Below are 24,651 nucleotides of genomic sequence, written 5' to 3' on the forward strand. Positions count from 1 at the left end.
ATAGATGACGATGTTTGGTGCGGATGTCAACATAGAGGTGGGATGAATCTTAATTTTTTCAAAATTAAAATGAATTCTGCGTAATATAATCTATGTGGTTTATAAATTGTGCTATGCTTATTTCTCCTTGTGAATGACCAGAGAATAAATGGAGAAATGTTATGGGAATTATTTCATGGATTGTGTTCGGGCTCATAGCAGGTATCCTGGCTAAGTGGATTATGCCGGGTAGAGATGGAGGTGGTTTTATTGTCACTGTTATCCTGGGGGTTATTGGTGCCGTAGTCGGTGGCTGGATAAGTACGTTCTTTGGCTATGGTAAGGTTGATGGTTTTAACCTTGGGAGTTTTGCAGTTGCAGTAATCGGTGCACTGGTTGTGCTTTTTATCTACCGGAAAATAAAAGCATAATAATGTCTTTGCATTCAAAATCTCTTGAGGCCGCATCTGCGGCCTCTGTCATAATTACCCATGTACAGGGGAATGACCGGCAACGTGTTGGTTTCTATTGCTGATTTTAGCGCGCTGAGAGCCAGCCTCATTGATATGTGCCAGCGGTGACTTTGCCAACGTTATCATTGCCCTGGTATGCCGACAATGCTGTGTGCCAGTTGGTTGGATCTCCGACAAAATTTCAGGTTGAGGTGAGATGTAGTTTCTGTGCAGAACATCAACTTTGATGCTGTGATCAATGCTGTCCGACAGATGATCGGCATCTTCCGGGCTGTTATCCCAATTAAATATAAGTGCTACCCAAAAGAAAAGCATTGCTGCTACCAGCGTACACACTATCCGAAATATCCACATCATTCGTTATAACGTTAACCAGATTTATCTGTACGACAGCAATGCGAAATGCAAAGTTCATTTTCTTATTTACTTGGTAATAAAGCACATTATGTGAAAACGAGTAATTAATGAGCGATTTAGTCTGTTTTGAATGTTAATTGAGCATTTTCATATGGAGTCGCTCAGAAAATGCTCTTCTTTGGTCGATGGCATAGCCGAACAGCGGGAATAAACCCGAGTATATAATCCCTTGTAATTAGAAGGGGTTTTTTATTACATATTGGTGTTGCGGCATGGACATCAGAAGAGTAAATTCTTGCCTCGAATTAGTTTCCCTTATGGGCTGTTAGCTCAGTTGGTAGAGCAGTGGACTCTTAATCCATCGGTCGCGGGTTCGAATCCCTCACAGCCCACCATTGATTTTCAATGGGTTATAAACACTCCTTCGTTTCCAAAAAATCGCATTGTGACTTTTTTGTGTCCGACTCACTAAAAATCGCATCAATTTTTTTTGCGTGTTCAGATAAGTGGTTCGGGGCCAGGTGTGCATAACGGCGAACCATATCGATACTCTCCCATCCGCCCATTTCCTGCAAAACTGAAAGCGGTACGCCTGACTGAATTAACCAACTTGCCCAGGTGTGTCTCAGGTCATGAAAACGAAAGTCTTCGATGCCTGCCCGTTTCAGTGCATTTCTCCAGGCTGTATTATCATCAACCCGCATTTTTCTTACTGCCGGCAGTAACGTTCCGTCGCGTCGTCTTGCTGGCTGGCTGTGAACAAAAACGTATCGGGTGTGATTGCCTATTTGTTCCCGTAGCACCCGGCAGGCTGTGTCATTCAGCGCTACGCCTATAGCGCGGTTTGACTTGCTGTCCTCTGGGTTTATCCATGCAACACGGCGTTGCATGTCTATCTGCTGCCATTCCAGATTGATAATATTCGACCGCCTCAGGCCGGTTGCCAGTGCAAACCTGACAACCGATTTTAACGGCTCCGGACATTCACCAATCAGTCGCTGTGCTTCATGAACTTCCAGCCACCTGATCCGCTTGTTCTTTGGCTGCCCGACTTTAATTACCGGGGCCTTGTCTATCCATTTCCATTCCCGTTCTGCTGCACGCAGTATCGACTTAATCAGGGCAAGCAGTCGGGATTTTGTTGAAGGCGATATCGCCCGTGCACCTTCAACATCGCCTTTATTTTTCTTTATCCGATTCTGCCTGATACGCTCGAAGCTGCGGTTATGGGCCGTCCTGATGGCCGCATAGATTTTCTCTTCTGTAATATCCTTTAACCGCATTCCCCGGAAATGTTCAAGCCAGAACCTCATGCGGCTTTTATCCGTCTCCAAAGACTTTTTGTCGGATTTTTCTTCGAGCCAGCGTAAACAGGCTTCGCTGAATGTGTAATCCGGCTTTTCATCCAGCCGGGTTATGCGCCACAGTTCGGCTTTCCTTTTATCGTGGAGTTCTTGCGCCTGGCGTTTGTCGGATGTGCCAAGGCTTTCTCTAATTCTCGTTCCGTCCGGGCAATAGAAAGACGCATGCCAGGTATTACCTCTGCGGGTGATAGACATGTTGATTCCTCCTTATAAGTGGTCTTTCCTCCCGCATTCACAGAGACAGTATGCAGCGGCGAACTTATTGCCGCAATGCAGGCTTCCCGGGTAGTGAGGTACGGTGATTTTATTTTTGTTGGATCTTTACGCGTTGCCTGTAGCCGCCCGGACTTTATCCAGGCGGTTGCTGTTGGTCTTGAGATTCCAATAAATGCACAGGCTTCATCGAGTGTCAGACTGTATTGCTCCATACTCACTCCATCGGCTTTACACTGGACAGAATCAAACGGCGTTTTGTCAGTGGAGCACCACAACGGCGGCCAGTGAATTTGTCATAGGTTTCATTTTTGCCGGCGCACCAGGTAGTCGCTGTTTCACGTAACTGGACCTTCTTTTCTCCATCTTTTGTGATGATGGTGCTGGTATGCGTTTTAGGTTGACTCATGCTGCACCCACCTTACTTTTACGCTCGGCAATTTCCTTGCAATCAGCACACATCGTGCAGCCCGGAACGGCAATGCGCCGGGCTTCGGGAATCAACTCACCACATTCCACACAATGCGTAGCTGATACGGCGTTACGGTTAATACGGGCGTTGGCTATTGCCATGGTGATAGTGAACTCAGCGCGTGCGTTTGCTTCGTCGATAATTTCTGCCATGTTCATTCCCGGGAGGTTTCCCTCCCGGCTCCGTATCAGTCAGCGATGTATTCCGGGCGCATATCGGCCAGGGTGATAGTGAACTGATCAAACAGTTCATCGTTGAGGTGGCGCTTAGAACTGGAAAGCAAGTTTTCAGCTTTGCCAAAAGCATCACTGGCACCGGGTTCGCCCGGGTTAGGTAGCGAATTAATGGAAGCTTCGAGCTTGTTGCGTGCATCGACCAGGTAATAACGCTTCACTGCCTTGTTTTTCAGCTCGGTAAACAGGGCGGAGCCCAGCACTGATTTTTGAGATTCAATATCAGCCCGGACAGCCTTCGCCTGGTCCACACTGCCGGCATTTTCAATCCGGTCACGAAATTCATCAGCGATTGAATCAATGTTGCCGGTGGACTCTTTTGCGCTGTGAGTGATTTCTGCGCCGCCAGTGATCTCAGCAACTGACATGCGCTGTACTGGTGCGGGGTTAATTTCCTTCTCTTCGCGATAAGAGAGGTCATCTGCATCCTGAAACCCCATTACGGCTGCCGGGCAGTATGCTTTTGACCAGTCTTTTGTTGCCAGATAAAGAATCTGTTGCTTCGGTTTTGTAACCCACAACGGGGAGTTTCTTATGGCGACACTCGCGAGATATAACGGCTCACCCCAGGTGATTTCTGTTTCGCCGCGAATGATTGCGCCCGCGCGGATATATAAACCGTCCTCATCTTCATCAGACCAGTCACGAACTCTTTCCGTTTTTTCATACGACCCTTTGCTACCTGTCTTTGTAACGGTCACATCCTTGCTGCGGATGCACTTTGACCAATCGCCACCGTACTCATAATGAAAACGCCCACGAATAGCCCCGGAACTGGAGAGAATCGCACTAATAAGTTGAGCCTCGTAGCCAAGCTTTCCGCCAACGAAGAAGGTTTTTTGTGCAACAGCATATGGATTCATTCCCCATTGCATTGCCTGCATTACGATAGCCATGCAATCAGCCGGCTTTCCTACCAAATGGTCAGGGACCGCAATGGTTGCATCTGCCATTAGGTTGGCAAACGCTGTTAGTTGCCCAAGCGCCTGAACATTGAAAACAGAGTTCGTGGCAGAAACTGTGTTGGGAGCTTGCTGTTCAGCCATTACGATATTTGTGTTTTCCATGAGTTTTCCCCTTATGCAAGGCGCAGCGCTTCAAGGCGGCGCAGGTCAAAATCGTTCAGTTCGTCGGTGTAGTCTTCAGTGACAGGTGCCGGCCATTCCCCGGAATCGAAGCCGTGGGCAATGTCGCGCATGGTTTTGCGGTACTCCAGCATGCCCAGCTCTAACAATTCGGCAGAAGCCTCAATGATGGCAATCCAGTGGTAGCCCTCGTCCTTGTTGATGAAAATCCAGAAAAACTGGTCGAGACCGGCTGTTTCGCAATACATCGCTGCACTCAGGTGGTAATCGCGTTCAATGATTTCCCGGTGGAGTTTGGCGCGAATGGCTTCACGCTTGATATTCCACATGCTGATAGTTTTCAGGTCGGCACCAATACGGACGCTGTTCATATCAATTTCGAGGTCTGGTCTTACGCGAATTTCCAGTCCGGTTTCTTCATCAATACCGAAGTAGCTGACTTCAACAGCGCGGTCTGGGTGTCGCAGCAACTTGCCAGCAGTTGGGTGGCTGAACAGTGCCTGTTGCATCTGCAGGGCGGTTGCGTACTGCTGGCGGGTCACCAGAATTTTCCCTTCGGGATTATCGCGCCAGGCATCCAGCAGTTCGTCGGCAAACACCGCGTCGGGGTTAACCGATTTTACGGCGGCAATCATGTCTGCTTTGGTACCGGACACTTTCAGTGGTGCGGGTTTCTGCGCTTCCTGAGCGACCAAGTCGGGATTGATAATTGCCAGTTGCTCAAGCAGGGCATCACGGCTGCCACTGGTTTTTACCTGAGCGGGCAGAGTGCTGTTGTATTCTTTGATGCAGGCTTTCATTGCTGCGGCAGTCTGTTTCTGGCCTTCTTCAATGCGTTGGAAATCGACTGGCAGAGACATATAGCTTTGCCCGGTTTCTTCAACAGAGCCGCCAAGAGATATCTGGGCGGGCAGGGTGGCGTTGTACTCTTCCAGTAGCGCCTTGATGTCGTCCGCACTCAGTTGCGCTGGCAGGCTGGCATTGTGTTCATCGATAAAGGCACGGATAGTCGCAGTGGTGGTAAATGCACCTTCCGGGATTTCCGGCTCAATGCTGAACTCAGCCTGCAGGTTTTCAGGCTGCAACACCAACCCATGCACCAGGTTGCCCATATCCAGAACTTTGGATCGCTCTTTCTGAATGGTTTTTGATACGTGGCGGGCATCGAAGTACATCAGTGATACCCGGGCATCTTTTACCTGAGTGCTGCTGATACCGTTTGCTGCGTGGTAAACCTCATTAGGTAAACCTTCGTAACGGCCAGGCTCGAAGTAAGCCGGAAATTCAGGTTTAGCCTCTTCCTTGGTAGTTTCCGGCGTTTCATGGTGAGCAACCTGCTTTTCGACAGCCATTACAGCAGCCAGGCCTTTCGTTGCTTCGGTGAATGCGGCGGTACCCGAGTAGTGAGCAGTATCCGTGGCCTAAGCCTGTTCTGTACCACATTTGTCTTGAACTGCGGCGTTGCAGCACTGAGGGGCAACTTAGTCACAAAGAGCTAGAACAAGAAGCCGCCCGCATTCTGGCTATGTGGGAGAGGCGTGTGATGGATGGGAAGCTCGTTCCACCGGTTCGACGGACAATTGCCGCTCCAGTTGCACCGAAAGGGCCAACGCCAGCGGAGTTGCTTAAGGCTAAGTACGAGCGAATGAAAGCCAGTGGGAGGGTGTGACTATGATCCCGCTTACATGTGGGAGGTGACGAATACATGGCTTCGAATGCTGATGCTGCCCAAGCCTTTGCTGAGTGGGTTAAACAATACCAGGTTTCCATAATTGAATCAGATATATTGGTATAGAACCCATGAAGTCCGCTCTGAGCGAATAACGGACATTGCTAACAGCATTCTGTGTGAATCAAGGGGGAGCAAGTCACTGGCCATGAACACCTCATCATTGACATGAAGCAACATTTTCAATGCTTGGTATGTACAACATTTTCATGTCATCCTCATTGATGTAGAATCGCCTATGATTTTTGCTTAGGTGAAATATATGGAAATTTACAGATTGAATTTTAATAAAATAAACCATCTAAAGATTTTCAAGTGCAACTTGAACTGTTATTGGAGTGTGTTCTGAATTCTACTGCAACATATGGGTGTTGAGTGAAATAAAAAATTATTGATTAACAAGGAACATATATGATTTTTGATGATATTGATGGTTATTACGATTATCGGGAGTTGCACTCCATTGCTGATGAAAAAAAAGTGCTGAATAAAGTCAATGCTTTTCGTCAGGAATTCACCGCTCTTGCTAGAGAATGGTCTCCTGAACGTAATTCTCAGTGGGTTTGCCGTATCTATTTTTGTACTAAAATGATTCTAAATGCAACTGTCGTTCTAAAACAGGCGGAATTTGCCGAAGAAAAAAATTTGAGGGCAGCCATTCCTTATTTTCACTATTATGCCATGCTCTCAATCTTACGTTGTGTGGTCCTAACTTTGCCGACTGAAGACTGGGATAACGAGGATATCCTGAGTATCTCTCATAAAAAAGCAAGAGACAAAACCAGAGAATGGTTGGCTCGATATGACAGAACACTGGCCACACGATTTGATGATTTCTTCCTGACCCTTAAATCAAACAGAGAATTACTCTCATATAAGGCGCCTGCCAGTGCGGACCGAAACATTAGCAACCAGGATGAGGTAATATATTTCTGTACTTTACTAGCAGAAGTCGCGCAATTTAACACGGCTATATTGCATAACGCTGTTGTCAGACACGCATCAGAGGATGATTTCGTTGTGTTCGATCATGACATGGCACGCATTTATAACGTCGAGATTGAAGGGAAAAGTTTCTATGATACCGAGGACAGATATCGTCTGGATTATCTGAGAAGAAAAGGCAATACTCCTCACAGCATTTACATGACCATGACTGAGGGACAGACTGAAGATTTCATTGGTGCCTGGGATGCTGATGAAGATGATGTTGATAACGAAGAAAACCGTTTTTACTCCGGCTCACCCTCATCATGGCAGGACATATTCGATATTCCCTGAATGATAAAAGTAATAGCCACTCAATAAAACACCATACCTTTTTAATTTTAATGGTGTAATCGATAACCCCCTTGATGTGACTGGCTCCCCGTTAATCAACACTAAGTGCTGTTCGCTACTTCAGTTTTGGCACAAAGTGGACGGGGAGTTGGTGCGTAGGGACTGCTATGAGCGAGAAGCTGGCCTTACACTGTAATCAGCATTGGCTAGGATGCAGAGTCGCTAAACAAATAGATGTCTATCAGAGTAGTGGCTTTTAGTGGAAATCTATAGTTGCTATAGCTCAGATAATTAAGTGGCGTCTCTGTCCGCAACTTTAGTCAGAATTTATTGCACAGAGGGAACCAATAAGTGCATGTGAATCACTGTCACGAAACAGTAAATATTCGTCATGGGTCTTCATATCACTATTTAGATATCTCAGAGTTGATATCCACCACTGAGATCATTTTCCAAATTTATTAAATTGTTCAGCAATGAAATCAATGTACTCACTACCTTGACCGTTATGCCTGAATTTTTGCTGCCCTTCAAAATCTATATCAGGTGAAAAATGAATTATTTGGTTATCTTCATACAGTTTTAAAGGAGAATAAAATGACAATGATTTATCATTCAATAATTGACGCACTCCTGATATAGCACTACCAATCAAAACATCACACAATTGAACTGCTGGGCTTAGTTTTGAATCAACTTGGTGTACATACTCAAGCTTCAATGGGAATTTAATACTGGCGATTTCAGACATCTTAAACTCGGCTGGCGTCTGACATTTGATAAGCATAGAAAGATATTCATTGTATTGTAAAAGATTTTTAGAACGATCATGCTCAATACTATATGGTCCCTCTGACATTAATTCAGTACGTGATATTAGTGCTTGAAGAATAACAAATGCTGCATCAGTAGAAATTTTTGGATTAGTTATTGCCGCAATACAATCTGGATGCTCCAAAGCTAGTGGCCCCAGTACTTCCGGTAATAGGTGCCAATTCACGGCCCTAACGTTCTCAATAAGGCTATTTACTGCCGCGTGCGTTTTCTCATGCATCGCATTTTGAAAAGATATTAGGATATTATCAAAATCTCTACCAAAGTGGCTTTGGCAGACATAGTAAGCCATTGATGCCATAGAAACGTTTCCACCATTCTCGTATAGATTTATCCCATGGTCATAGTAAAAAGGCTCTACAGCATACTCAATAAACATTTGAATTAGAATCAAACGTTTATCGGCAACACAAGTAACACATGGAAAATTGGCAAGTAGTTCCTGTTGCAAAGTAAAAATTGGCTTTTGATAACTATCTCGCTTTTTGAGAGAGCTAAATTTTAATTCAGGGGCTTTGTGTTTAGGAAAATGTTGTCTGATAAGGTGGCGAGCATCGTCATGACTAATCTTTACAGCGCTGGCCCCTTGCCAAGGTTGTGACTTTTGAAGAAGATCGCGCCCAGTGTAACCAGACTCATCAATTGAAAATATACTCATTTATTCTGTGTCCATAGCTGTTGTTTCACCCAAAATACCTTTTTGGATAGTATTGCGCTATAGCCCTTCACCCTATTAATTGAGATCCATCGATGCAAGCAACGTCCGCTCCTGGCACAGAGCTGACTGTCAGATTAGCTTTAGATCTGTGCCATAGCTGTGCTGAACTAATACAAATACTGGCTATTTCTGTCGATACCCCAGAAATAGCCAGTATGACTTAGAGTAATGACTCCAGTTTTTGTCTTGCTTGGCTTGTTAGCCGCTTAATGCCCAATGAACGGGTGATATCTGCAATTTTGTTCTCGCCTTTTGTGCTCAGTACCAATGCGCGTAACTCTTCTGCAGGGATAGCATCAATCTGGCGAATATCATTCTCTGTCGCAGGTAAACGGAACGTATTCCAGTCAGCCTGTTGAGTTGTGGACTGCCAGACAAAATTTTCACCAAAATGGTCTGTCGCAACATGATAATGCTGATCAACCAATTCCATCACCCTTTCACGAATGAGCCTGCCAGTACGATTGAAACCGTGAATACGTGCAATGCGCTGCACCAACGTTGTTTCAAGCAGTGGGGATTCAACTTTAACAACTGAGTCGATGAGTCCTAGCAGTGTTTCGTCATACTCGCCAATGTAGAAGCGTTCTGCATCAACTCTGCTGCTCCATTCCTGCAGGTCATTAACGATGTATTTACCCCCCTGATCGGGCAAAGTAATACCCGAGGTCATTGATGAGGCATATTTTAGGTCTGTCACAGCGCTCTCTGCGCTACTGACGTCTTCAGACTTTTTACCGGGTTGCTTTATCACTTCGACAGATGCAGAGATCTCTTCATCGTTGGCTCCTTGCTCAATGGTGGTAGTTACGGAGAGGTTATCCGATCCCGCAGTAGCGGTTGTTTCACCGCTAATATCATCAGACTCATCTGCCTCTGCCTCTGCCATATGCATTGCATCCGTGGACCTTGATTCTTCAAGCAGGTCGCGAATGGCCGAATCGAGTCGCTCAAGTGCACCTTCTTTATCAACCCACCATTCTGTTGACCAGAGGCGTAATAATTTCCAGCCTAGACCTTGTAGGATGGCACTGCGAACTTTATCACGGTCACGAGCTGTTGCTGCACTATGGTATGTGGCGCCATCGCATTCGACGCCGACTAGGTAATCACCAGGTTTATCCGGATGAACAATCCCGAGGTCGATACGGAAACGGGAGACTCCTATTTGTGGGACGACATGCCATCCTTTTCTTCTCAGACCAGAAGCAACTGCCTCTTCAAATGGTGAGTCATAGCCGCCAACCGAACCACGAACAGCCTGTGCCAAGGCTACCGGGCCCCGTTGAGCAAATTCAATGAAATGTTTAAGGTCGGCGACAGCACGTGCGCTCGTTCGATTGAGGTCGATCATTGAAGAGTCGAATGAGGTGAATACCATCATCTCCTGACGTGCACGCGTGACAGCAACATTCAGGCGACGCCAGCCCCCTTCGCGATTGAGTGGACCGAAACTCATGGCCATAGTATTGGCACCCGGCTCCGTAGGGCCGAACCCAATACCTAGCATAATCAGATCACGCTCATCGCCCTGTACTGTCTCGAGGTTTTTAACCACAACGGGTTCATCAAGCTCTTGCTGAAAGAAGGGCTCAATTGCGGGATGTTGCTGCCGGGCTCTGTCCAGCAAGTCATTGATCAATTTTTGTTGCTCGGTATTCAGGGTAATAATGCCAATTGATTGACCTGAAGCGACAAATTTTTTATCCGTGAGACGTTTTACGGTCTCTGCGACGATAGCTTCGGCTTCTGCCTGATTGTGACGGCCTTTACCTTTCGAATAAACGCCGGCAACTTTACGCCACTGAATAGCGCTCTGCCGCGTTTCCGACGCAGGAAAGGTGATCAAGTTCCCGTCATAATATCGGTGGTTAGAGAAGCTGATCAGACTTTCATGGCGACTACGGTAGTGCCAGCTCAGGCTATGGTTGTATAAACCGGCGGCAAGACATTCATCCAAAATGCTTTCCATATCTTCCTCCGTATCATCGTCGACATCACTTGCACCACGATTGAAGAAACTGGTTGGAGGCATTTGGCGTGGGTCACCTGCCACGACAACTTGTTTACCGCGAGCCATTGCTCCAATGGCGTCCCAGGGTGATATCTGTGATGCTTCATCAAAGATCACCAAATCAAACAAAGCCTGGTTGGAGGGCAGAAATTGCGCTATGGAAAGAGGACTCATAAGCATGCAGGGTGCCAGTTTCGACATTGCATCGCCCATCTCTGCGGCCATTTGGCGTACTGGCTTATGACGTCGAGATTTCTGAAGTTCATGCTTCAGTAAGGCAAAACCACCTTGTTTAACTATTTCGTTTTTTGCGGGGATTAAGCCACACAGGCGGGCTCGAATGTAACGAACCGTTAACTTTGCCAGTCGATCAGTATGCTGGCGATATGCCTCAATGTCACTCATATGTTCTGCCGGAACAAAATTATGTAGTAGCGGTTCTGAATCAATGACCCATGAGGCGAACCAGCGACAATATGCAGTTTCGAAAATCTCGGTGGCACTCGTTTCTGAGGTATCAAGATGAGCAAGCGTATCCAGTATGGGCATCAGCCCTTGAGCGATGGCCTCCTCTCGCACACGACTCCAGTCACTCCACGCTTTCAGATCGGATGGATTCTGAATTATGTTTAACGCACAGTTCCGCAATGTGGGGATAGACGGATTATCTTCTTGTGTTTTTATCAGACCACAGAAGGTTGTCTTGGCTTCGCTAAATCCGGTAAGTGCAGTACGGAGGTCTTTGCATAAATTCGCAATCACACCGGCTGCACCCAACAAATCATTGGCATCAATGACAAGGATTTTAACTGCAGTGCGAAGCTCTGAAAGCTGTTGCGGTGAAGACGCAAATGTACCTAATTTGCTACGGATCTCTTCTGCAACAGCCAGCGTTGCGGCTAATTTTGTGTAATCTGTTGCCAGACTGCTCCATCCCGGTAGTGTTGCAGTTTCGCTACTTATAGCCGTCAGGCGTTGTAACAACGACTGCAGCAGGTCAATGACAGGTAAATCGGCAGTCAAATTTGGTGCAGAACTGAGCGCATGTTGTTGCATTACACTTTGGATAACTTTTTTGCGTGCGCTGGTAGAGAAGAACCAGAACTTTTTACTGGCTTGCGTTAGCTCTTGTTGGATTTGCGGCACGTTGAGGTGTTGCCAGTTATCCGCAGGGTAGTTGACTGACAACCTTGCTTTAGTGGTGGTTATCTCCTGAAGAAGATCGATTGCTTTATGGGCCGCCTCAATGCGGGCTGCTGCATCGGGAGTGAACATAAAACTGAGGTCGATGCCGCCTGCTCGGGTCAGAAGTTCGCAAAAAGCGACCAACTGTTCCAGTTTTGTTGGCTCCTTGATGTCCAGTTCAATTCCGCTAGCCTCAAGTAGCGAGTCAGTCGCTTTCTCTAGGTCTTCTATTTTCCCGGTCAGATTTTTTGCACTGACAATTAGTGATGATTGCCATCCGTTCGTCCAGTCCGTTTGTGCAATGGCTGCAAAATGTTCCCCGTGTTGTTGAAAAGCAACACGGTTAAGTTCAAGGCGTCTTGCTATCTGCCTGAAATATTCCATCTGTTCCGTGGTATGCAGTGTATCAGCCGGCCATGCCAATTGTGGTGTTGCTGCGTTGGCATCTTTTATAACTCGACCCATTGCATGATGTAGCGTTAAGCCGTTAGGCCAACGTTTATGAAGTAGACGGACAACTCCGTTAAGCTTGTCACGAAGAGTTTGCGACTTGCTTGCTTCTTCTTCCCATTCATGGGCGGTCAGCACATCGCGAACGTCCCACGCGCGCTCAAGTTGCTTAAGAAAATCCAGCTTCGAGGTCTTGCTGGAATGTAATTCCAGGCAGAACTCACCTAATCCTACAGCTTCCAGCCTGCGGTAAACGACATCCAAAGCAGCTTTTTTTTCTGCCACAAAAAGCACTCGTCTGCCCAGCGCAAGGTTGTGTGCAATCATATTGGCTATCGTTTGTGATTTTCCTGTTCCGGGCGGACCGTCCAGCACAAAATCGCGACCTTTTGCTGAAGCAACTACAGCTGCGACTTGCGAAGAGTCTGCAGGTAAGGGCAAGAAAAGTTCCTGGGTTCCTATTTCGTCATCCAGTTCATCAACATCAATGATTTCGCCACTATTTTGTAACGTGGCATCTTCCTGACCGCGCTCAATCAGATATTTGACCAACGGGCTTTCTACAAGTTGTGGTGTGCGGTCAACGAGATCCTTCCACATCAGATATTTGGCGAATGAAAAAGTACCAATCACGACATCGCGAGTGACTTCGAAGCCCGGGATATCACGGACTGCGCGGCGTATAACATTCCATATACCATCGACATCAATACCGCTTTCATCGGTTGGTAATTCGCCATCCAGTCCGTTGATGGTCAGTGCAAAATCGTTGCGTAATAGCTCCAGGAGCGTCAGATTGAAGCGAGGTTCTTCTTCCAGAAGGCGCATTGTCACGCCAGAGAGTGCGCTTTTTCGATCCAACTGAATGGGCAGAAGAATAAGTGGTGCGAAATAACTCTTCGGGTCATCGGCAGCTTTTTTCCATTTCAGGAAGCCGACAGCCAGAAAAAGCGTATTGGCACCGCCTTCTTCTAGGTCACTCTTGGATTTACGATAGAGATCAATTAGTGAAGACTCCAGGCGTTCTTGCTCAAGAGAGGAAACGACTTCGCCACGTTCCAGTGCGTTTTGTGCATACTCATCACGTAAGTTTTCATGCGTCTGTTGCTGGTATAATTCTGCGTCCCGACCGCCCAGTTCGAGATTTGGTAAAGACACGATACGTAGACGCTTGCCTTCAGCAAGTTTATCTTCAAGCAGCCCAGGATTAGAACATACTAACCGGATGCCTTTTGCACTTTCCGGCAGATGCAATAAGCGGTTCCGAGTTGTTAAATCTAGCAATTTTCGTTGCCACTGGATGAGTCTGCTGGTTGCTCCTCTTTCATCAGATATGTCGATATCAATATCAAATGAAGGCAGTTGCGGCGCATCTTCAAATCCATGAAAAATAATCTGTTCCGTATCGGCGGTCTGCGCTGTCGTACCTGATGTACCCAGAGCCAATGGACGGATTTTTTGCATTCGAGCACGTCGTACATCGATAGCAGCGTAGAATTTTTTTTCTGTCAGATGTTGGAGAGCTTCTACGGAGGCCTGTGTAAACGATGCCGGGTACGCCTGTGTTGCCAGCGTCGCTTCAAATACGACCATCTCTTTTAAATCGATTCGCTTACGTACGGAGGAGACATCTTCGGTAACGAGTTGTGAAAACTCTTGCGGTTGCAGCCATAGGCCGACAAATGCATGTCCTTCTGTTAAAAAAACTAGCGGGTTCAGACCGAGTTGCTCGAGTGCAGATGCAAATAAAAGTGTGGTATCCAGGCAGGTGGCGACCCTTGCCTCCATGATAGCTCCGGGTGTACGAATCTTTTGACCGTTGTGTTCGAAGCTGGCAGGGGGAAGAGCGTAACTAATATTGATGTTGCAGACAGCAGTCCAGAGGGCAGAGGCTATCTCCCAGACACGGGTTCTGGATTTACTTTCGTAGCCATCCAGGGATTCTTTTTTCCCTGCACTGCGAAGAACATCCGATGTGGCTTTGAGCAGACGATCTATTGCAGGGTCGTTAGGTGTGATGAACGACGGCAACAATTCAACCATTGCATCGCCGCCCCATTCATTTTTGGCCAGTGCTTCAAGTGGGTAATTGAAGGTAAAAAGTTCACTATCTCCCTGACGTAAAGACAGCCTAATCTCGCAAACTACACTTTCAGTCAATTCAGCCAGCCATTTTGCATCGAGCTTAAGGTCGCGATCTCTAATATTAAGTGATGAATGAGGAAGTAAGCGATCAATTTTCCACTGTTTCTCTTCCAACACCTCAGGTGTTGTCTGCAAATTCAGCGTTAAATCCTGGTACGTTTGGTCAGATTCGTTATGTAGTACCAGTTCACGTAACAGGGGAACTGCATTTTGGTGCGAAGTGAATCCCAGTTTATGGGCGACACTGACATATGCCTTAATGCTCATAAAATTCCGTCTCCAATGAGAATATATCACTCAGGCGATGTTTATTGATGGAGTAACCCGGGTGAACACAAATCCTGCTTAATAGGGATGTCAGGTCAACTTATCGTTGACATGAGATAAAGCCTTAAGAATTGTCTTAATGGTTTATACGATAAAGGATACAAGCGACCTAAGCCACATGAAACTTGGGATTTAAAGCAGTTCACGACAATCTACTAGTTTTGTTTATTTGGATTACTCCAAAGCACTCCAACCTAAAGTTTACACCTTGAAACATTGCAAAACCTGCAAGATAAGTTTACTGTATGTTTATACAGTTATTCATTGTGAGAGGGAAGGATGGAAAACGAGTTACCTATTGATCTGATGAAGATACTTCCAGAAGGCGTTATATCGGAACTTGGACAAGGAGCGCTTACGAGGCTTAACGACCAACTTGGTTATTTCCGATTAACGATCAATCAGACCAGTAATCGCGACCAGGCAGTTTTGCCGAGTGATAAGACAAAGGATGAACACCTTTTGCAGGAAACCAGGAAAAGCGCCGATGAACGGTTTTATTAATCGCGTGAATTTCACTGGAGCAGTTACGAAGAGTATCGCAGTGTGCGTTCCCCTGGCTGTTCCCGCTTAATGTTAACTGCGTCAATATGTCGCTCTGGGGGAAATAGTGTGCAGTTCCGACGCCTTTAATGTAGATGATCAATGGTATGACGTGGTCAGAAGGGCCGATAAAGCAGTTATCTATAGCTTCCCGGCAAATGGAAGATATCTGGTTTATCGAGTAAATGGATTAGTTTCATTGCGCCCATTACTTGAGGATGAAGAAATATTCACTCTCAATGGGTTTATGCAGTTTGCCACCCGTCTGGGGTACCGACTTATCCCACCGTCTGATATTATTATTTCATAGGCCTGAACAACCTATACCTGATGCGCCACGGAGAAAACCATGGCGCTATTACAACTCATCAAACATGCTGCAGGTTACCTGATCCCGGCTTCGCCCGAGACCAGCGAATTTCTGCATTCAAAATGCAAGCTCGGTGCCGTTCTGATATCTGAGTTTAAGCAAGTACGTAATCCTGCATTTCACCGAAAGTTTTTCGCACTACTCAACCTCGGCTTTGATTACTGGGAACCGACGGGCGGTGCGATTTCGTCAAATGAACGTAAGCTGGTAGCCGGCTACGCAAAATTCCTCTCCAATTTTGGCGGGAGTGAATCAGCATTGCTGGACGCGGCAGAAGTATATCTGTCCCGCATAGCGGATAAGCGTGCCGGCAGCATCAGTTTGTGTAAATCCTTCGATGCTTACCGTGCCTGGGTGATTGTTGAAGCCGGGCACTATATCGCTATCCAGCTACCAGACGGCACACTTAAAAAGCACCCACGCAGTATCTCATTCGCCAATATGGATGAAACCGAATTCTCGCAACTTTACGACGCTGCGCTTGATGTGCTGTGGCGCTGGATATTGTCTGGCACATTCAGCAGCAAAGAAGAAGCCGAGAACACCGCAAACCAGTTACTGAGCTTTGCGGGGTGATGGCAATGAAATATTCCTGGTTCCAGCATACTGAATGCACCACCGAACAGGCCGATGAACTGGTAGCCGTTGATGCAAATGGCGATGTCCTGTTCGGTAAAGACGGCAAGACCCCACTGACCCCGCTTGAATGGGCTGAGTCTCTTAAGGAGACGGCTCCGCACCTTTTCCCCCGCGCTGAAGGTACCGGCGCTGGTGGGCACAAGCCGAATGGTGGTGGCAGCCTGAAACGTTCAGAGATGAATGCCAACGATAAGGCGGACTATATCCGCAAGCATGGCCAGCAGGCCTACCTGAAACTACCCAAATAAGGGATTAACCGATGACTACAACCGTTAATACTGACCTGGTTATTTATGATGACCTGGCACAGACCGCATTCCTCGAACGCCGCCAGGATAACGCAAGCCCCAATGATGAGCGTGTTCAACTGTTTTATGTGAACACCAAAACGGCTGAAACGCGCATACAGGTCGACTTCGAATTGTGTTCTCCCTTTGATATTCAAAGCTTGCAGCTTCCCTCCCGCCAGATAACACCTGTTTGCACCTGGTGTATGCGCGGACTCTACCGCACGGGTACCGGTTGTGACTATGCCGGTACCCGTTATTTCACGAAGGCTGGTGAATCCACTGATAACCCGGCTCTCGATGTGTGCGGTGGCCGGCTGGCCGACTGCAAATTACGTTTTGGTGCTGATCAGGCGCTTCCATTCGGTGGCTTTCCCGCCGCCAACCTGCAGAGTAGTTGACGTTAGTCGATACTGATATGTGGTATTATCGGGAAGTGTAATCAACTCGACTGGGTTAAATTATGGCTAAAGTTGAAGGTACAAGTTCTGAAACTATTGATGGTGATATTTATGAGGTTTTTTTTGATGGAAAGGAAAAAGAAGCTTTAGATCGTGCCCTCGATACACGAAAATTTGAAATAGAACTATATTGGCGAAGAGCTACATACTTTTGGACTTTCATCGGTGCGACTCTTGGTGCGTTTTTTGTTGCCTATTCATCATCCTCTGATGTTAGGAAAGATTTGCTAGTAATAATTTGTTGTCTGGGTGTTGTGTTTTCATTCGCTTGGTTCTGCGTCAATCGAGGAAGTAAATATTGGCAAGAGAATTGGGAAAAGCATGTGGATTTACTCGAAGATAAGACCATCGGTCCATTATTCAAAGTGGTGCTTTCCAGAAATGATGACATGAATAGCTGTGAGAAAATCATGGAGTTTGCAACTGGGCCAAAACCATTGTCGGTGTCAAAGATAAATCAGCTTATAAGTTTATTTATCTTTGTATTGTGGGTGGTTTTGCTAATTAATTCACTTCAACCATTAAGTTTTGAACTTCCAATAAAATGGTTTTATGTTGTTATTGTTGGTGTTAGTGTTTTCTTTTGTTGTATGTTTGTATTCTCGGCGAAAACATATAGAGGTGGTTATTATCACAAGGCAACTATTAGAAAATCACGAATAAAGCCAAATGAATAAGTAGTGTGTTTTAATTTTTATTGGGGGATGTGTAGAGATTCCTCAATTTTATATAGGGTAAAGGTTTTTTATATAAGTTCTATTTAGGTAATTATTTTTTAGAATAGTTTATATGAGAGAAAAGGTGATTCAGGCAATCCGGCAGCACGTCGCGGGGGAGTATCCCTGTGAGGCATGTGGCGTGGTGGTTGAAACCGGTACCGGGCAAATCTATGTGCCATGTAGAAATATTGCCGGGAACCCACTGGAGGCATTTACCCTGGCACCGGAAGACATGCTGTCAGCAGAGAAGCAGGGCGAGGTGATTATGATTGTTCATTCACACCCTGATGTTACCCGGCTCGTCCCGTCTGAGCTCGACCGTATTCAGTGTGACCACTCAGGTATGGAGTGGGGGATCATGTCATGGCCTGATGGTGACTTTTGTACTTTCTCTCCCCGCACTGAACGAGATTACACCGGTCGCCTCTGGGTGCTGGGGCATGCCGACTGTTGGTCGCTTGTCCGGGATTACTACCAGCGGGAATTTGGCGTGAGTCTGGCCGATTATTCAGTTGATTACGAATGGTGGGCTGACGGCAGCGAAAACCGTTATGACGATAACTGGCAACAGGAGGGCTTTGTTGAAGTCGAGTTCAGTGATATGAGACCCGGCGACCTTATTTTGATGCAGATCCGTGCCCCAGTAACCAACCATGCCGCCATTTACCTTGGTGAGAACATCATCCTGCACCATATGTTCGGGCATCTTTCATCCCGTATTCCATACGGCCAGTACTGGCGGGATCGCACTACCCGGGTTATCCGGCATAAGGAACTGATTCATGCTTAAAACCATCACTCTTAAAGGCCGACTGGGGAAACTTTTTGGCACCCGGCACCAGTTCCATGTGAATGATTTGCGTGAAGCCTTACGGGCTCTGTGTGCCACGGTACCCGGGTTTAAAAAGTACCTTTCGAATGCTCACCTGAATGGTATCCGTTTTGCTTTTTTTAACGGGCGGAACAACATCGGCATCGATGAGTTTGATATGACCCGGGGGGCGACAGAATACATCATCATGCCCGTTATCGAAGGCGCGAAGAATGGTGGCGTTCTCCAGGTGGTGATTGGCGCAGTGGCTCTGGTCGCGGCGTTCTTTACTGCCGGGGCTTCACTGGCCGCGTGGGGGGCTGCTATGAGCGCCGGGGCATTGACGGCAACCACTGTGTTAACCGGGATTGGTATGAGCATGATGCTGGGCGGGGTGGTTCAGTTGTTATCACCGCAGGCCAGCTACGGTGTGGGCGCATCTTCCAGTACAGACAACAAACCTAACTACGCTTTTGGCTCTCCGGTTAACACTGTCGCCATGGGCTATCCGGTTCCATTGTTATACGGAGAGCGGGAGGTCGGTGGTGCAATCATCAGCGCCGGGATTTTCTCGGAAGATCAACAATGATGATGCTCTTGTAGATTAGAGATAAAGCGCATGTCATATTGTCTGAACGACAGTGAGTTATTTTAAACAGAGTGAGGCATTTACATAATATGGAAAGAGAATTATTGGCCTTACTGGCTATTAGTGGCGCTCTCTTATTGGGGGCTATGAGCCCTGGCGCAAGCTTTCTTCTGGTAGCACAAACAGCTGTTTCTACTTCTCGTCGGGCTGCGATAAGTGTATCAGCAGGTATGGGCGTGGGAGCAATGCTATTTGCAGTTTTTGCCCTGGCTGGAATTCATATGCTTCTGGTTATTGTCCCATGGCTCTACGGCGCACTAAAATTTGCTGGTGCCAGTTACCTGATTTGGCAGGCAATTAAGATGTTTCGGCGCTCAACAGGAACATATGACAACTCTCCCGTGTTGCAAAAGGTAAGTGCAAAAAAAGCGTTTACTACCGGCTTGATTACGCAAATGAGTAACCCGCAAACAGCATTGGTGTTCGCGAGTTTATTTACAGCAACACTTAGTGCTCATATTGAAATATGGATGTATATCGTTTTACCGATACTTGCATTCATTATTGATGTGGCATGGTATGCATTGGTTTCATTTGCACTTTCTACTGAAAAACCGCGACATATTTATATGAATTATCGACGACTTATGGACCGCCTGAGTGGTGGGGTTATGGCGATACTGGGATTACGACTTTTAATGAAATAGCCAGCAATTGTGATTTCAATGTTTTCAGGCCACCTCCGGGTGGCTTTTTTATTGGGTGAAATATGCATTTACTGAATACACAGGCGATTTCAGGGCGAAAAGGGGGCGGAGGTTCTTCCCATACACCGGTTGAAGAAGCCGATGACCTGCTTTCAACGGCCTATCTGAAAATGCTGGTGGCCATTTCTGAAGGTGAAATCAAAGGTGACCTTACCGCCCAGGAAATCTACCTCGATGACACACCACTGGCATCTGATGATGGCTCATATAATTTTGCCGGTGTTAGCTGGGAATACCGCCCGGGTACCCAGGACCAGAGCTATATTTCCGGCATGCCTGAGGTGGATAATGAATCCAGTGTGTCGGTTGAGGTAACAACCAGCCAGGCCTGGACACGGTCATTCACTAACCTCAGCCTGGATGCGGTGCGCATCAAGCTTAGCCTGCCGATGCAGTATCTGTACAAAGACAATGGCGATATGGTTGGTACATCAACTCAGTACGCTGTTGACCTGTCTACTGATGGGGCGGCATATCAGACCGTGGTTAACGGGACATTTGACGGTAAAACCACCTCTGAATATCAGCGTGATCACCGGATTGATTTACCCGCTGCCACCAGTGGCTGGTCCATCCGGGTACGGCGCATTACTGCTGATTCAACAAGCTCGAAACTGGTCAATGCCTTCAAGGTTGCCTCCTTTACCGAAGTGATTGACAGCAAATTACGCTATCCCAACACCGCGTTGCTGTATATCGAACTGGACTCGAGTCAGTTTAATGGCTCAGTACCCAAAGTGACCTGTAAGGCCAAAGGAAAGCTGATCCGTGTCCCGACAACGTATGACCCGGACACAAGGGAATACAGCGGCACCTGGGCCGGTGATTTCAAATGGGGATATTGCAACAACCCTGCGTGGATTTTCTATGACCTGGTGCTGGATAAAATCTACGGGATGGGCAATCGTGTTGATGCGACGATGGTGGACAAGTGGGAGCTTTACACTATTGCACAGTACTGCGATGAAAGGGTGGCAGACGGTGCCGGAGGCACGGAACCCCGATTTACCTGTAACGTATTTATCCAGAACCAGCAGGATGCATACAGCGTTCTGAGTGACCTGGCAGCTGTATTCAGGGGGATCACTTTCTGGGGTAATGACCAGATTTTCGTAAAAGCCGACGTACCTCAGGATGATGTGGATTTTGTCTATCATGCGTCGAACGTTATCGACGGGCTCTTCACCTATGCGGGGGGAAGTTACAAGAACCGCTATACCTCCTGCCAGGTCTCCTGGTCTGACCCGCAGGATCACTATTCGGACACCATCGAGGGCGTTTACGATTCAGACCTGGTTCAGCGCTACGGCGTGAATGAAACGCAAATTACCGCCATCGGTTGTACATCTCAAAGCGAGGCTCACCGCCGGGGGCGCTGGGTGCTGTTGTCGAATGCCAAAGACGGCACCATTTCCTTCGCGGTGGGGTTGGATGGCTATATCCCGTTGCCAGCGGAAATTATTGGCGTGGCTGATCCATTCCGTGCGGGGAAACAGAACGGCGGGCGCATCCATGCAGTGAATGGTAAGAGCGTGACGCTGGACAGGGGGGCGGATTACTCTGCCGGTGACCGGCTGGTGGTAAATCTGCCTGATGGCACGGCACAAACCCGGACTATCAGTGATGTCAGCACCGATAAAAAAACGGTAACGGTCGCTACAGCATTCAGCCAGTCACCGGTTGCCGGTGCGGTGTGGGCCATCGACAGTGATACCCTGGCGATTCAGTATTTCAGGGTAACGTCGATTGCTGCGAATGATGACGGAACATTCACTGTCAGTGGTGTGCAGCATGATCCAAACAAGTACCGTTTCATTGATGACGGAGTTCGTATCGAATCCGCTCCAGTGACGGTTACGCCCTCCAGTGTTATGGCTGCGCCGGCGAATATCGTTATCTCAGAAACAAGCTACGTCTACCAGGGGGCTTCTGTTTCAACCCTGTCTGTCTCCTGGGATAAAGTGAGTGGTGCTGTCAGCTACAACGCACAATGGCGCAAAGATAATGGCGACTGGATTAATGTCAGCCAGACCTCAGCAACGGGTTTTTCGGTCTCTGGAATTTATGCCGGTGTTTATGATGTGCGGGTTCGGTCCGTCAATGCTGCCGATGTCTCTTCACCCTGGGGATATGCTGATTCGACAACACTTAACGGGAAAGTTGGCCGGCCGGGAACACCCGTCAGCCTGCTTGCCAGTACCAACACTGTGTGGGCTATTGACCTGACCTGGGCGTTTCCTGATGGTTCGGGCGACACTGCATACACCCAACTGCAATATGCCACGACCAGTGATGGCGCAAACCCACTGGATTTAACGCTTGTCGCTTACCCGACTGCAGACTACCAGCATGGCCCCATGCCTGCAGGTGTGACGCGCTGGTATCGCGCCCGTCTCATCGACAGGATTGGCAACAGCGGAGAGTGGACCGGGTGGGTAAGAGGGCAGTCCAGTACACTTGCTGATGATTATCTGAATGAAATCGCAGAACAGTTTGTTTCTGCAGACGATGGTAAGGCGCTGCTGTCGCAACTGGAAACCAACCCGGAAGCTATTCTGCAGAACGCATTAGCAAACTATGACACGGTCAACCAACAGTGGGCGCAGTTCGGTGAGAATACAGCGGCCATTATTCAGGCACAGAAAGTGGCGGCTGATGCGAACAGTGCTGTTGCAGCCCTTGAAACGGATGTGACAGCAAAGTTTGAAGAAACCTCTGCGGCTATCCAGGAAAAGATGACTGCCTATACCGATGCTTCTGGCGGGTCGGCAATTTATACCCTCAAAGCCGGGGTCAATTATGGCGGAGTGAATTACGATGCCGGTCTCTCTGTCGCCGTGACAGTCAACGGAACCGCTGTTGATACCCGTGTGGCCATTAACGCTGACCAGTTTGTCATGATGTCCGGAAGTGGGGACAACGTCTACTCACCGTTCTCTGTTGTGAATGGGCAGGTTTTCCTTTCAAGCGGCTTTATCCAGGACGGGACAATCACTAATGCCATGATTGGCAACTATATCCAGTCAACGAACTTTGTCGCTGGCAGTGCCGGCTGGCGGCTGCAAAAGTCGGGTACTCTGGAAATGTACAGCACAGTCAGTGGCTCCGGAAGTGTGAAACTCACTGGCTCGGGCCTGGCTGTTTATGATGCCTCTGGAGTTGCCCGGGTCAAATGCGGGGATTTGAATAACCTTTAATGGCCTACGGTGTACAGGTGCGAACCGCGGACGGGCGGGATTTGGTGGTGCTTATTACGCCTATGTTCGTACTTGATTTTATTACCACTACCTCTGGCAGCAAAACCTATACCCTCCCTACAGGGAAAACCCTCAAAGTCATGACCGGCACATCACGTTACGCCACTGATGGTGCCGGTACCAGTCAGGCGCCCATTGTGGCAATCAACGGCAATACTCTTACCTGGAGTAATGCCAGTACAACCAGAAACATCATTGTTTATGCGGGGTGAGAATGGCCTTTGGAATGGAAATCAGGCAGGCGGATGGAACGCTCTGGATGAGCCCGGAGGTTACGCCACTTAATCTTATTAAGAAAATCAGCCAGACCTTTACGGCGTCTTATCCATTTACGGCAACGACTATTGCTACGGGGGTTCCGTCTGGAAATGCCTGTATGGTTTTCTGTAAGAGCACCAGTGGTGGCGGCGTTGCCTACACAATGGATATTTCTGGGGGGTATTGGGTAATTACTGTCCGTGGCTGTTCAACGGAGAATGGTGGTTCAGGGGGAAGTGTTCCCATTACGTTCTATGTATTCGCGAATATGGTGACAACGCCATCCCGCTATTCGCTGGCGTATTATGATGCCGATGGAGTTATGCGCTGGCATGCGGAAATGCGGCCTCTTGAGGTATTGACTCAGACACCTGGTGGTGTGCCGCCCAGAGGAAAGATAGAGATCGGATTTAATGTTGCCGTCTGTTCAGTATATTCCGGGACTCAGATGGTGTTATATCAGGGCGGTACGCCGCCGCTTTATACCTGGATGAACTTTGCGTACCGGGCATACGGGACAAATGTTGTTGAACTTCCCGTTGCCGCATGGCAGGAAAACAGTAGTAGTGCATACAAATCCTTTATTAATGGCGCTATCTATTACATAAAGACTGATAACTACGACTGAATGAGCACCGGCGGGTTTATTTGCTTGCGTTATTGATCGGACATAACGATCAATCCAGGGTTATTGATCTATCAAAACAATTATACACGCTTTTTATCTGGTGGTACTTTTTGTTGGAATATCAACCAAAGGAATGACAATGCGAGCGATTATTGCTTTTTTAATAGTATCGTTATTTGGCTCAGCGCCAGTTCTGGCATCAACCCCCAACGAGCATACTATTAATTATCCCGCCAGAGCGTGGCATCTTGACCAGTCCGGAACGGTAAGCGTGCTTTACGATATAACAGCGAAAGGAAAACCTGAAAATATCCGAATCATTAAATCAACGAATCGGGACTTATTTGATGATGCTGTAAAAGCTGGAATTCATAAATGGCATTTTGAGAAAGGAAAGCCAGAGAAAGATATTGCAGTGACTATCCATTTCCAGAAATAAATTTTTATTTAAGAAAGCCAGCCT

The 24,651-nt window shown here is 47.4% G+C and carries 19 protein-coding genes, 1 tRNA gene and 4 pseudogenes; 16 read left to right on the forward strand and 8 right to left on the reverse strand.

Translation table 11 applies throughout. The annotated features are described in order from the left end of the window. The first annotated feature begins 161 nt into the window (after positions 1 to 161). A complete protein-coding gene (locus DT73_RS11090; protein WP_036108364.1) occupies positions 162 to 410 on the forward strand; it encodes a GlsB/YeaQ/YmgE family stress response membrane protein in 249 nt (82 codons plus the stop codon). A 718-nt stretch (positions 411 to 1,128) separates the two neighbouring features. Next, positions 1,129 to 1,204, forward strand: a tRNA-Lys gene (locus DT73_RS11100). Between the two features lie 15 nt (positions 1,205 to 1,219). On the opposite strand, the gene DT73_RS11105 is transcribed toward DT73_RS11100, so the two are convergent. The 6 genes and pseudogenes from DT73_RS11105 to DT73_RS11130 form a co-directional block, all read right to left on the reverse strand. Beyond that, complete coding sequence (locus DT73_RS11105; protein WP_036108369.1) at positions 1,220 to 2,368, reverse strand: site-specific integrase; 1,149 nt, start codon at positions 2,366 to 2,368, stop codon at positions 1,220 to 1,222. Then, positions 2,257 to 2,601: pseudogene (locus tag DT73_RS26750) on the reverse strand (helix-turn-helix domain-containing protein); the annotation flags it as partial. The gene DT73_RS11105 and the pseudogene DT73_RS26750, both read right to left, overlap by 112 nt. Positions 2,602 to 2,603: 2 nt before the next feature. Next, positions 2,604 to 2,795 carry a hypothetical protein gene (locus DT73_RS11115; protein WP_036108372.1) on the reverse strand — a complete coding sequence of 64 codons (192 nt, stop codon included), beginning with the start codon at positions 2,793 to 2,795 and terminating at the stop codon, positions 2,604 to 2,606. Then, positions 2,792 to 3,010 (reverse strand): TraR/DksA family transcriptional regulator, encoded by a 219-nt coding sequence (locus tag DT73_RS11120; RefSeq protein WP_036108375.1) that lies wholly within the window; start codon positions 3,008 to 3,010, stop codon positions 2,792 to 2,794. Before DT73_RS11120 ends, DT73_RS11115 begins: the two co-directional genes overlap by 4 nt. A 35-nt stretch (positions 3,011 to 3,045) precedes the next feature. After that, positions 3,046 to 4,158 (reverse strand): RecT family recombinase, encoded by a 1,113-nt coding sequence (locus DT73_RS11125; RefSeq protein WP_036108378.1) that lies wholly within the window; start codon positions 4,156 to 4,158, stop codon positions 3,046 to 3,048. 11 nt (positions 4,159 to 4,169) lie between these two features. After that, a pseudogene (locus DT73_RS11130) lies at positions 4,170 to 5,459 on the reverse strand (PD-(D/E)XK nuclease-like domain-containing protein); the annotation flags it as partial. A gap of 107 nt (positions 5,460 to 5,566) precedes the next feature. Here DT73_RS11130 and DT73_RS11135 point away from each other — a divergent pair. After that, positions 5,567 to 5,845: pseudogene (locus DT73_RS11135) on the forward strand (replication protein P); the annotation flags it as partial. Between the two features lie 471 nt (positions 5,846 to 6,316). Continuing rightward, positions 6,317 to 7,186, forward strand: a complete 870-nt coding sequence (locus DT73_RS11140; RefSeq protein WP_036108380.1) for a hypothetical protein — start codon at positions 6,317 to 6,319, stop codon at positions 7,184 to 7,186. Between the two features lie 445 nt (positions 7,187 to 7,631). On the opposite strand, the gene DT73_RS11145 is transcribed toward DT73_RS11140, so the two are convergent. Both DT73_RS11145 and DT73_RS11150 read right to left on the reverse strand, forming a co-directional pair. Beyond that, positions 7,632 to 8,678 carry a DUF3800 domain-containing protein gene (locus DT73_RS11145; RefSeq protein WP_036108382.1) on the reverse strand — a complete coding sequence of 349 codons (1,047 nt, stop codon included), beginning with the start codon at positions 8,676 to 8,678 and terminating at the stop codon, positions 7,632 to 7,634. Between the two features lie 220 nt (positions 8,679 to 8,898). After that, a complete protein-coding gene (locus DT73_RS11150; protein WP_036108383.1) occupies positions 8,899 to 14,799 on the reverse strand; it encodes a DUF3320 domain-containing protein in 5,901 nt (1,966 codons plus the stop codon). Between the two features lie 339 nt (positions 14,800 to 15,138). Here DT73_RS11150 and DT73_RS11155 point away from each other — a divergent pair, with 339 nt between their 5' ends. From DT73_RS11155 to DT73_RS11210, 12 genes and pseudogenes are all read left to right on the forward strand, one after another. Then, positions 15,139 to 15,363 carry a hypothetical protein gene (locus DT73_RS11155; protein ID WP_036108385.1) on the forward strand — a complete coding sequence of 75 codons (225 nt, stop codon included), beginning with the start codon at positions 15,139 to 15,141 and terminating at the stop codon, positions 15,361 to 15,363. A gap of 388 nt (positions 15,364 to 15,751) precedes the next feature. After that, positions 15,752 to 16,348, forward strand: coding sequence for a DUF1367 family protein (locus DT73_RS11160; RefSeq protein ID WP_036108388.1), 597 nt, complete (start codon positions 15,752 to 15,754; stop codon positions 16,346 to 16,348). 56 nt (positions 16,349 to 16,404) lie between these two features. After that, positions 16,405 to 16,659, forward strand: a pseudogene (locus tag DT73_RS11165) (hypothetical protein); the annotation flags it as partial. A gap of 11 nt (positions 16,660 to 16,670) precedes the next feature. After that, positions 16,671 to 17,099, forward strand: coding sequence for a phage minor tail protein L (locus DT73_RS11170; protein WP_235234480.1), 429 nt, complete (start codon positions 16,671 to 16,673; stop codon positions 17,097 to 17,099). A gap of 62 nt (positions 17,100 to 17,161) precedes the next feature. Then, entirely contained in the window at positions 17,162 to 17,836 is a 675-nt protein-coding gene (locus DT73_RS11175) for a hypothetical protein (protein ID WP_036108391.1), read from the forward strand. A gap of 112 nt (positions 17,837 to 17,948) precedes the next feature. Next, complete coding sequence (locus DT73_RS11180) at positions 17,949 to 18,668, forward strand: C40 family peptidase (protein WP_036108394.1); 720 nt, start codon at positions 17,949 to 17,951, stop codon at positions 18,666 to 18,668. Next, a complete protein-coding gene (locus tag DT73_RS11185; protein ID WP_036108399.1) occupies positions 18,661 to 19,278 on the forward strand; it encodes a tail assembly protein in 618 nt (205 codons plus the stop codon). Before DT73_RS11180 ends, DT73_RS11185 begins: the two co-directional genes overlap by 8 nt. Before the next feature lie 89 nt (positions 19,279 to 19,367). Then, positions 19,368 to 19,985 (forward strand): LysE family translocator, encoded by a 618-nt coding sequence (locus tag DT73_RS11190; RefSeq protein ID WP_036108401.1) that lies wholly within the window; start codon positions 19,368 to 19,370, stop codon positions 19,983 to 19,985. 62 nt (positions 19,986 to 20,047) lie between these two features. Then, entirely contained in the window at positions 20,048 to 23,242 is a 3,195-nt protein-coding gene (locus DT73_RS11195) for a host specificity protein J (protein ID WP_036108404.1), read from the forward strand. 17 nt (positions 23,243 to 23,259) lie between these two features. Next, on the forward strand, positions 23,260 to 23,514 hold the full coding sequence (locus DT73_RS11200; RefSeq protein WP_152552512.1) for a hypothetical protein: 255 nt from the start codon (positions 23,260 to 23,262) through the stop codon (positions 23,512 to 23,514). Between the two features lie 2 nt (positions 23,515 to 23,516). Next, on the forward strand, positions 23,517 to 24,188 hold the full coding sequence (locus DT73_RS11205; protein WP_036108406.1) for a hypothetical protein: 672 nt from the start codon (positions 23,517 to 23,519) through the stop codon (positions 24,186 to 24,188). 139 nt (positions 24,189 to 24,327) lie between these two features. Next, complete coding sequence (locus tag DT73_RS11210) at positions 24,328 to 24,627, forward strand: TonB family protein (RefSeq protein WP_036108410.1); 300 nt, start codon at positions 24,328 to 24,330, stop codon at positions 24,625 to 24,627. Positions 24,628 to 24,651 lie beyond the last annotated feature (24 nt).

Source organism: Mangrovibacter sp. MFB070, assembly GCF_000705335.1.
Classification (GTDB): Bacteria; Pseudomonadota; Gammaproteobacteria; order Enterobacterales; family Enterobacteriaceae; genus Mangrovibacter; species Mangrovibacter plantisponsor.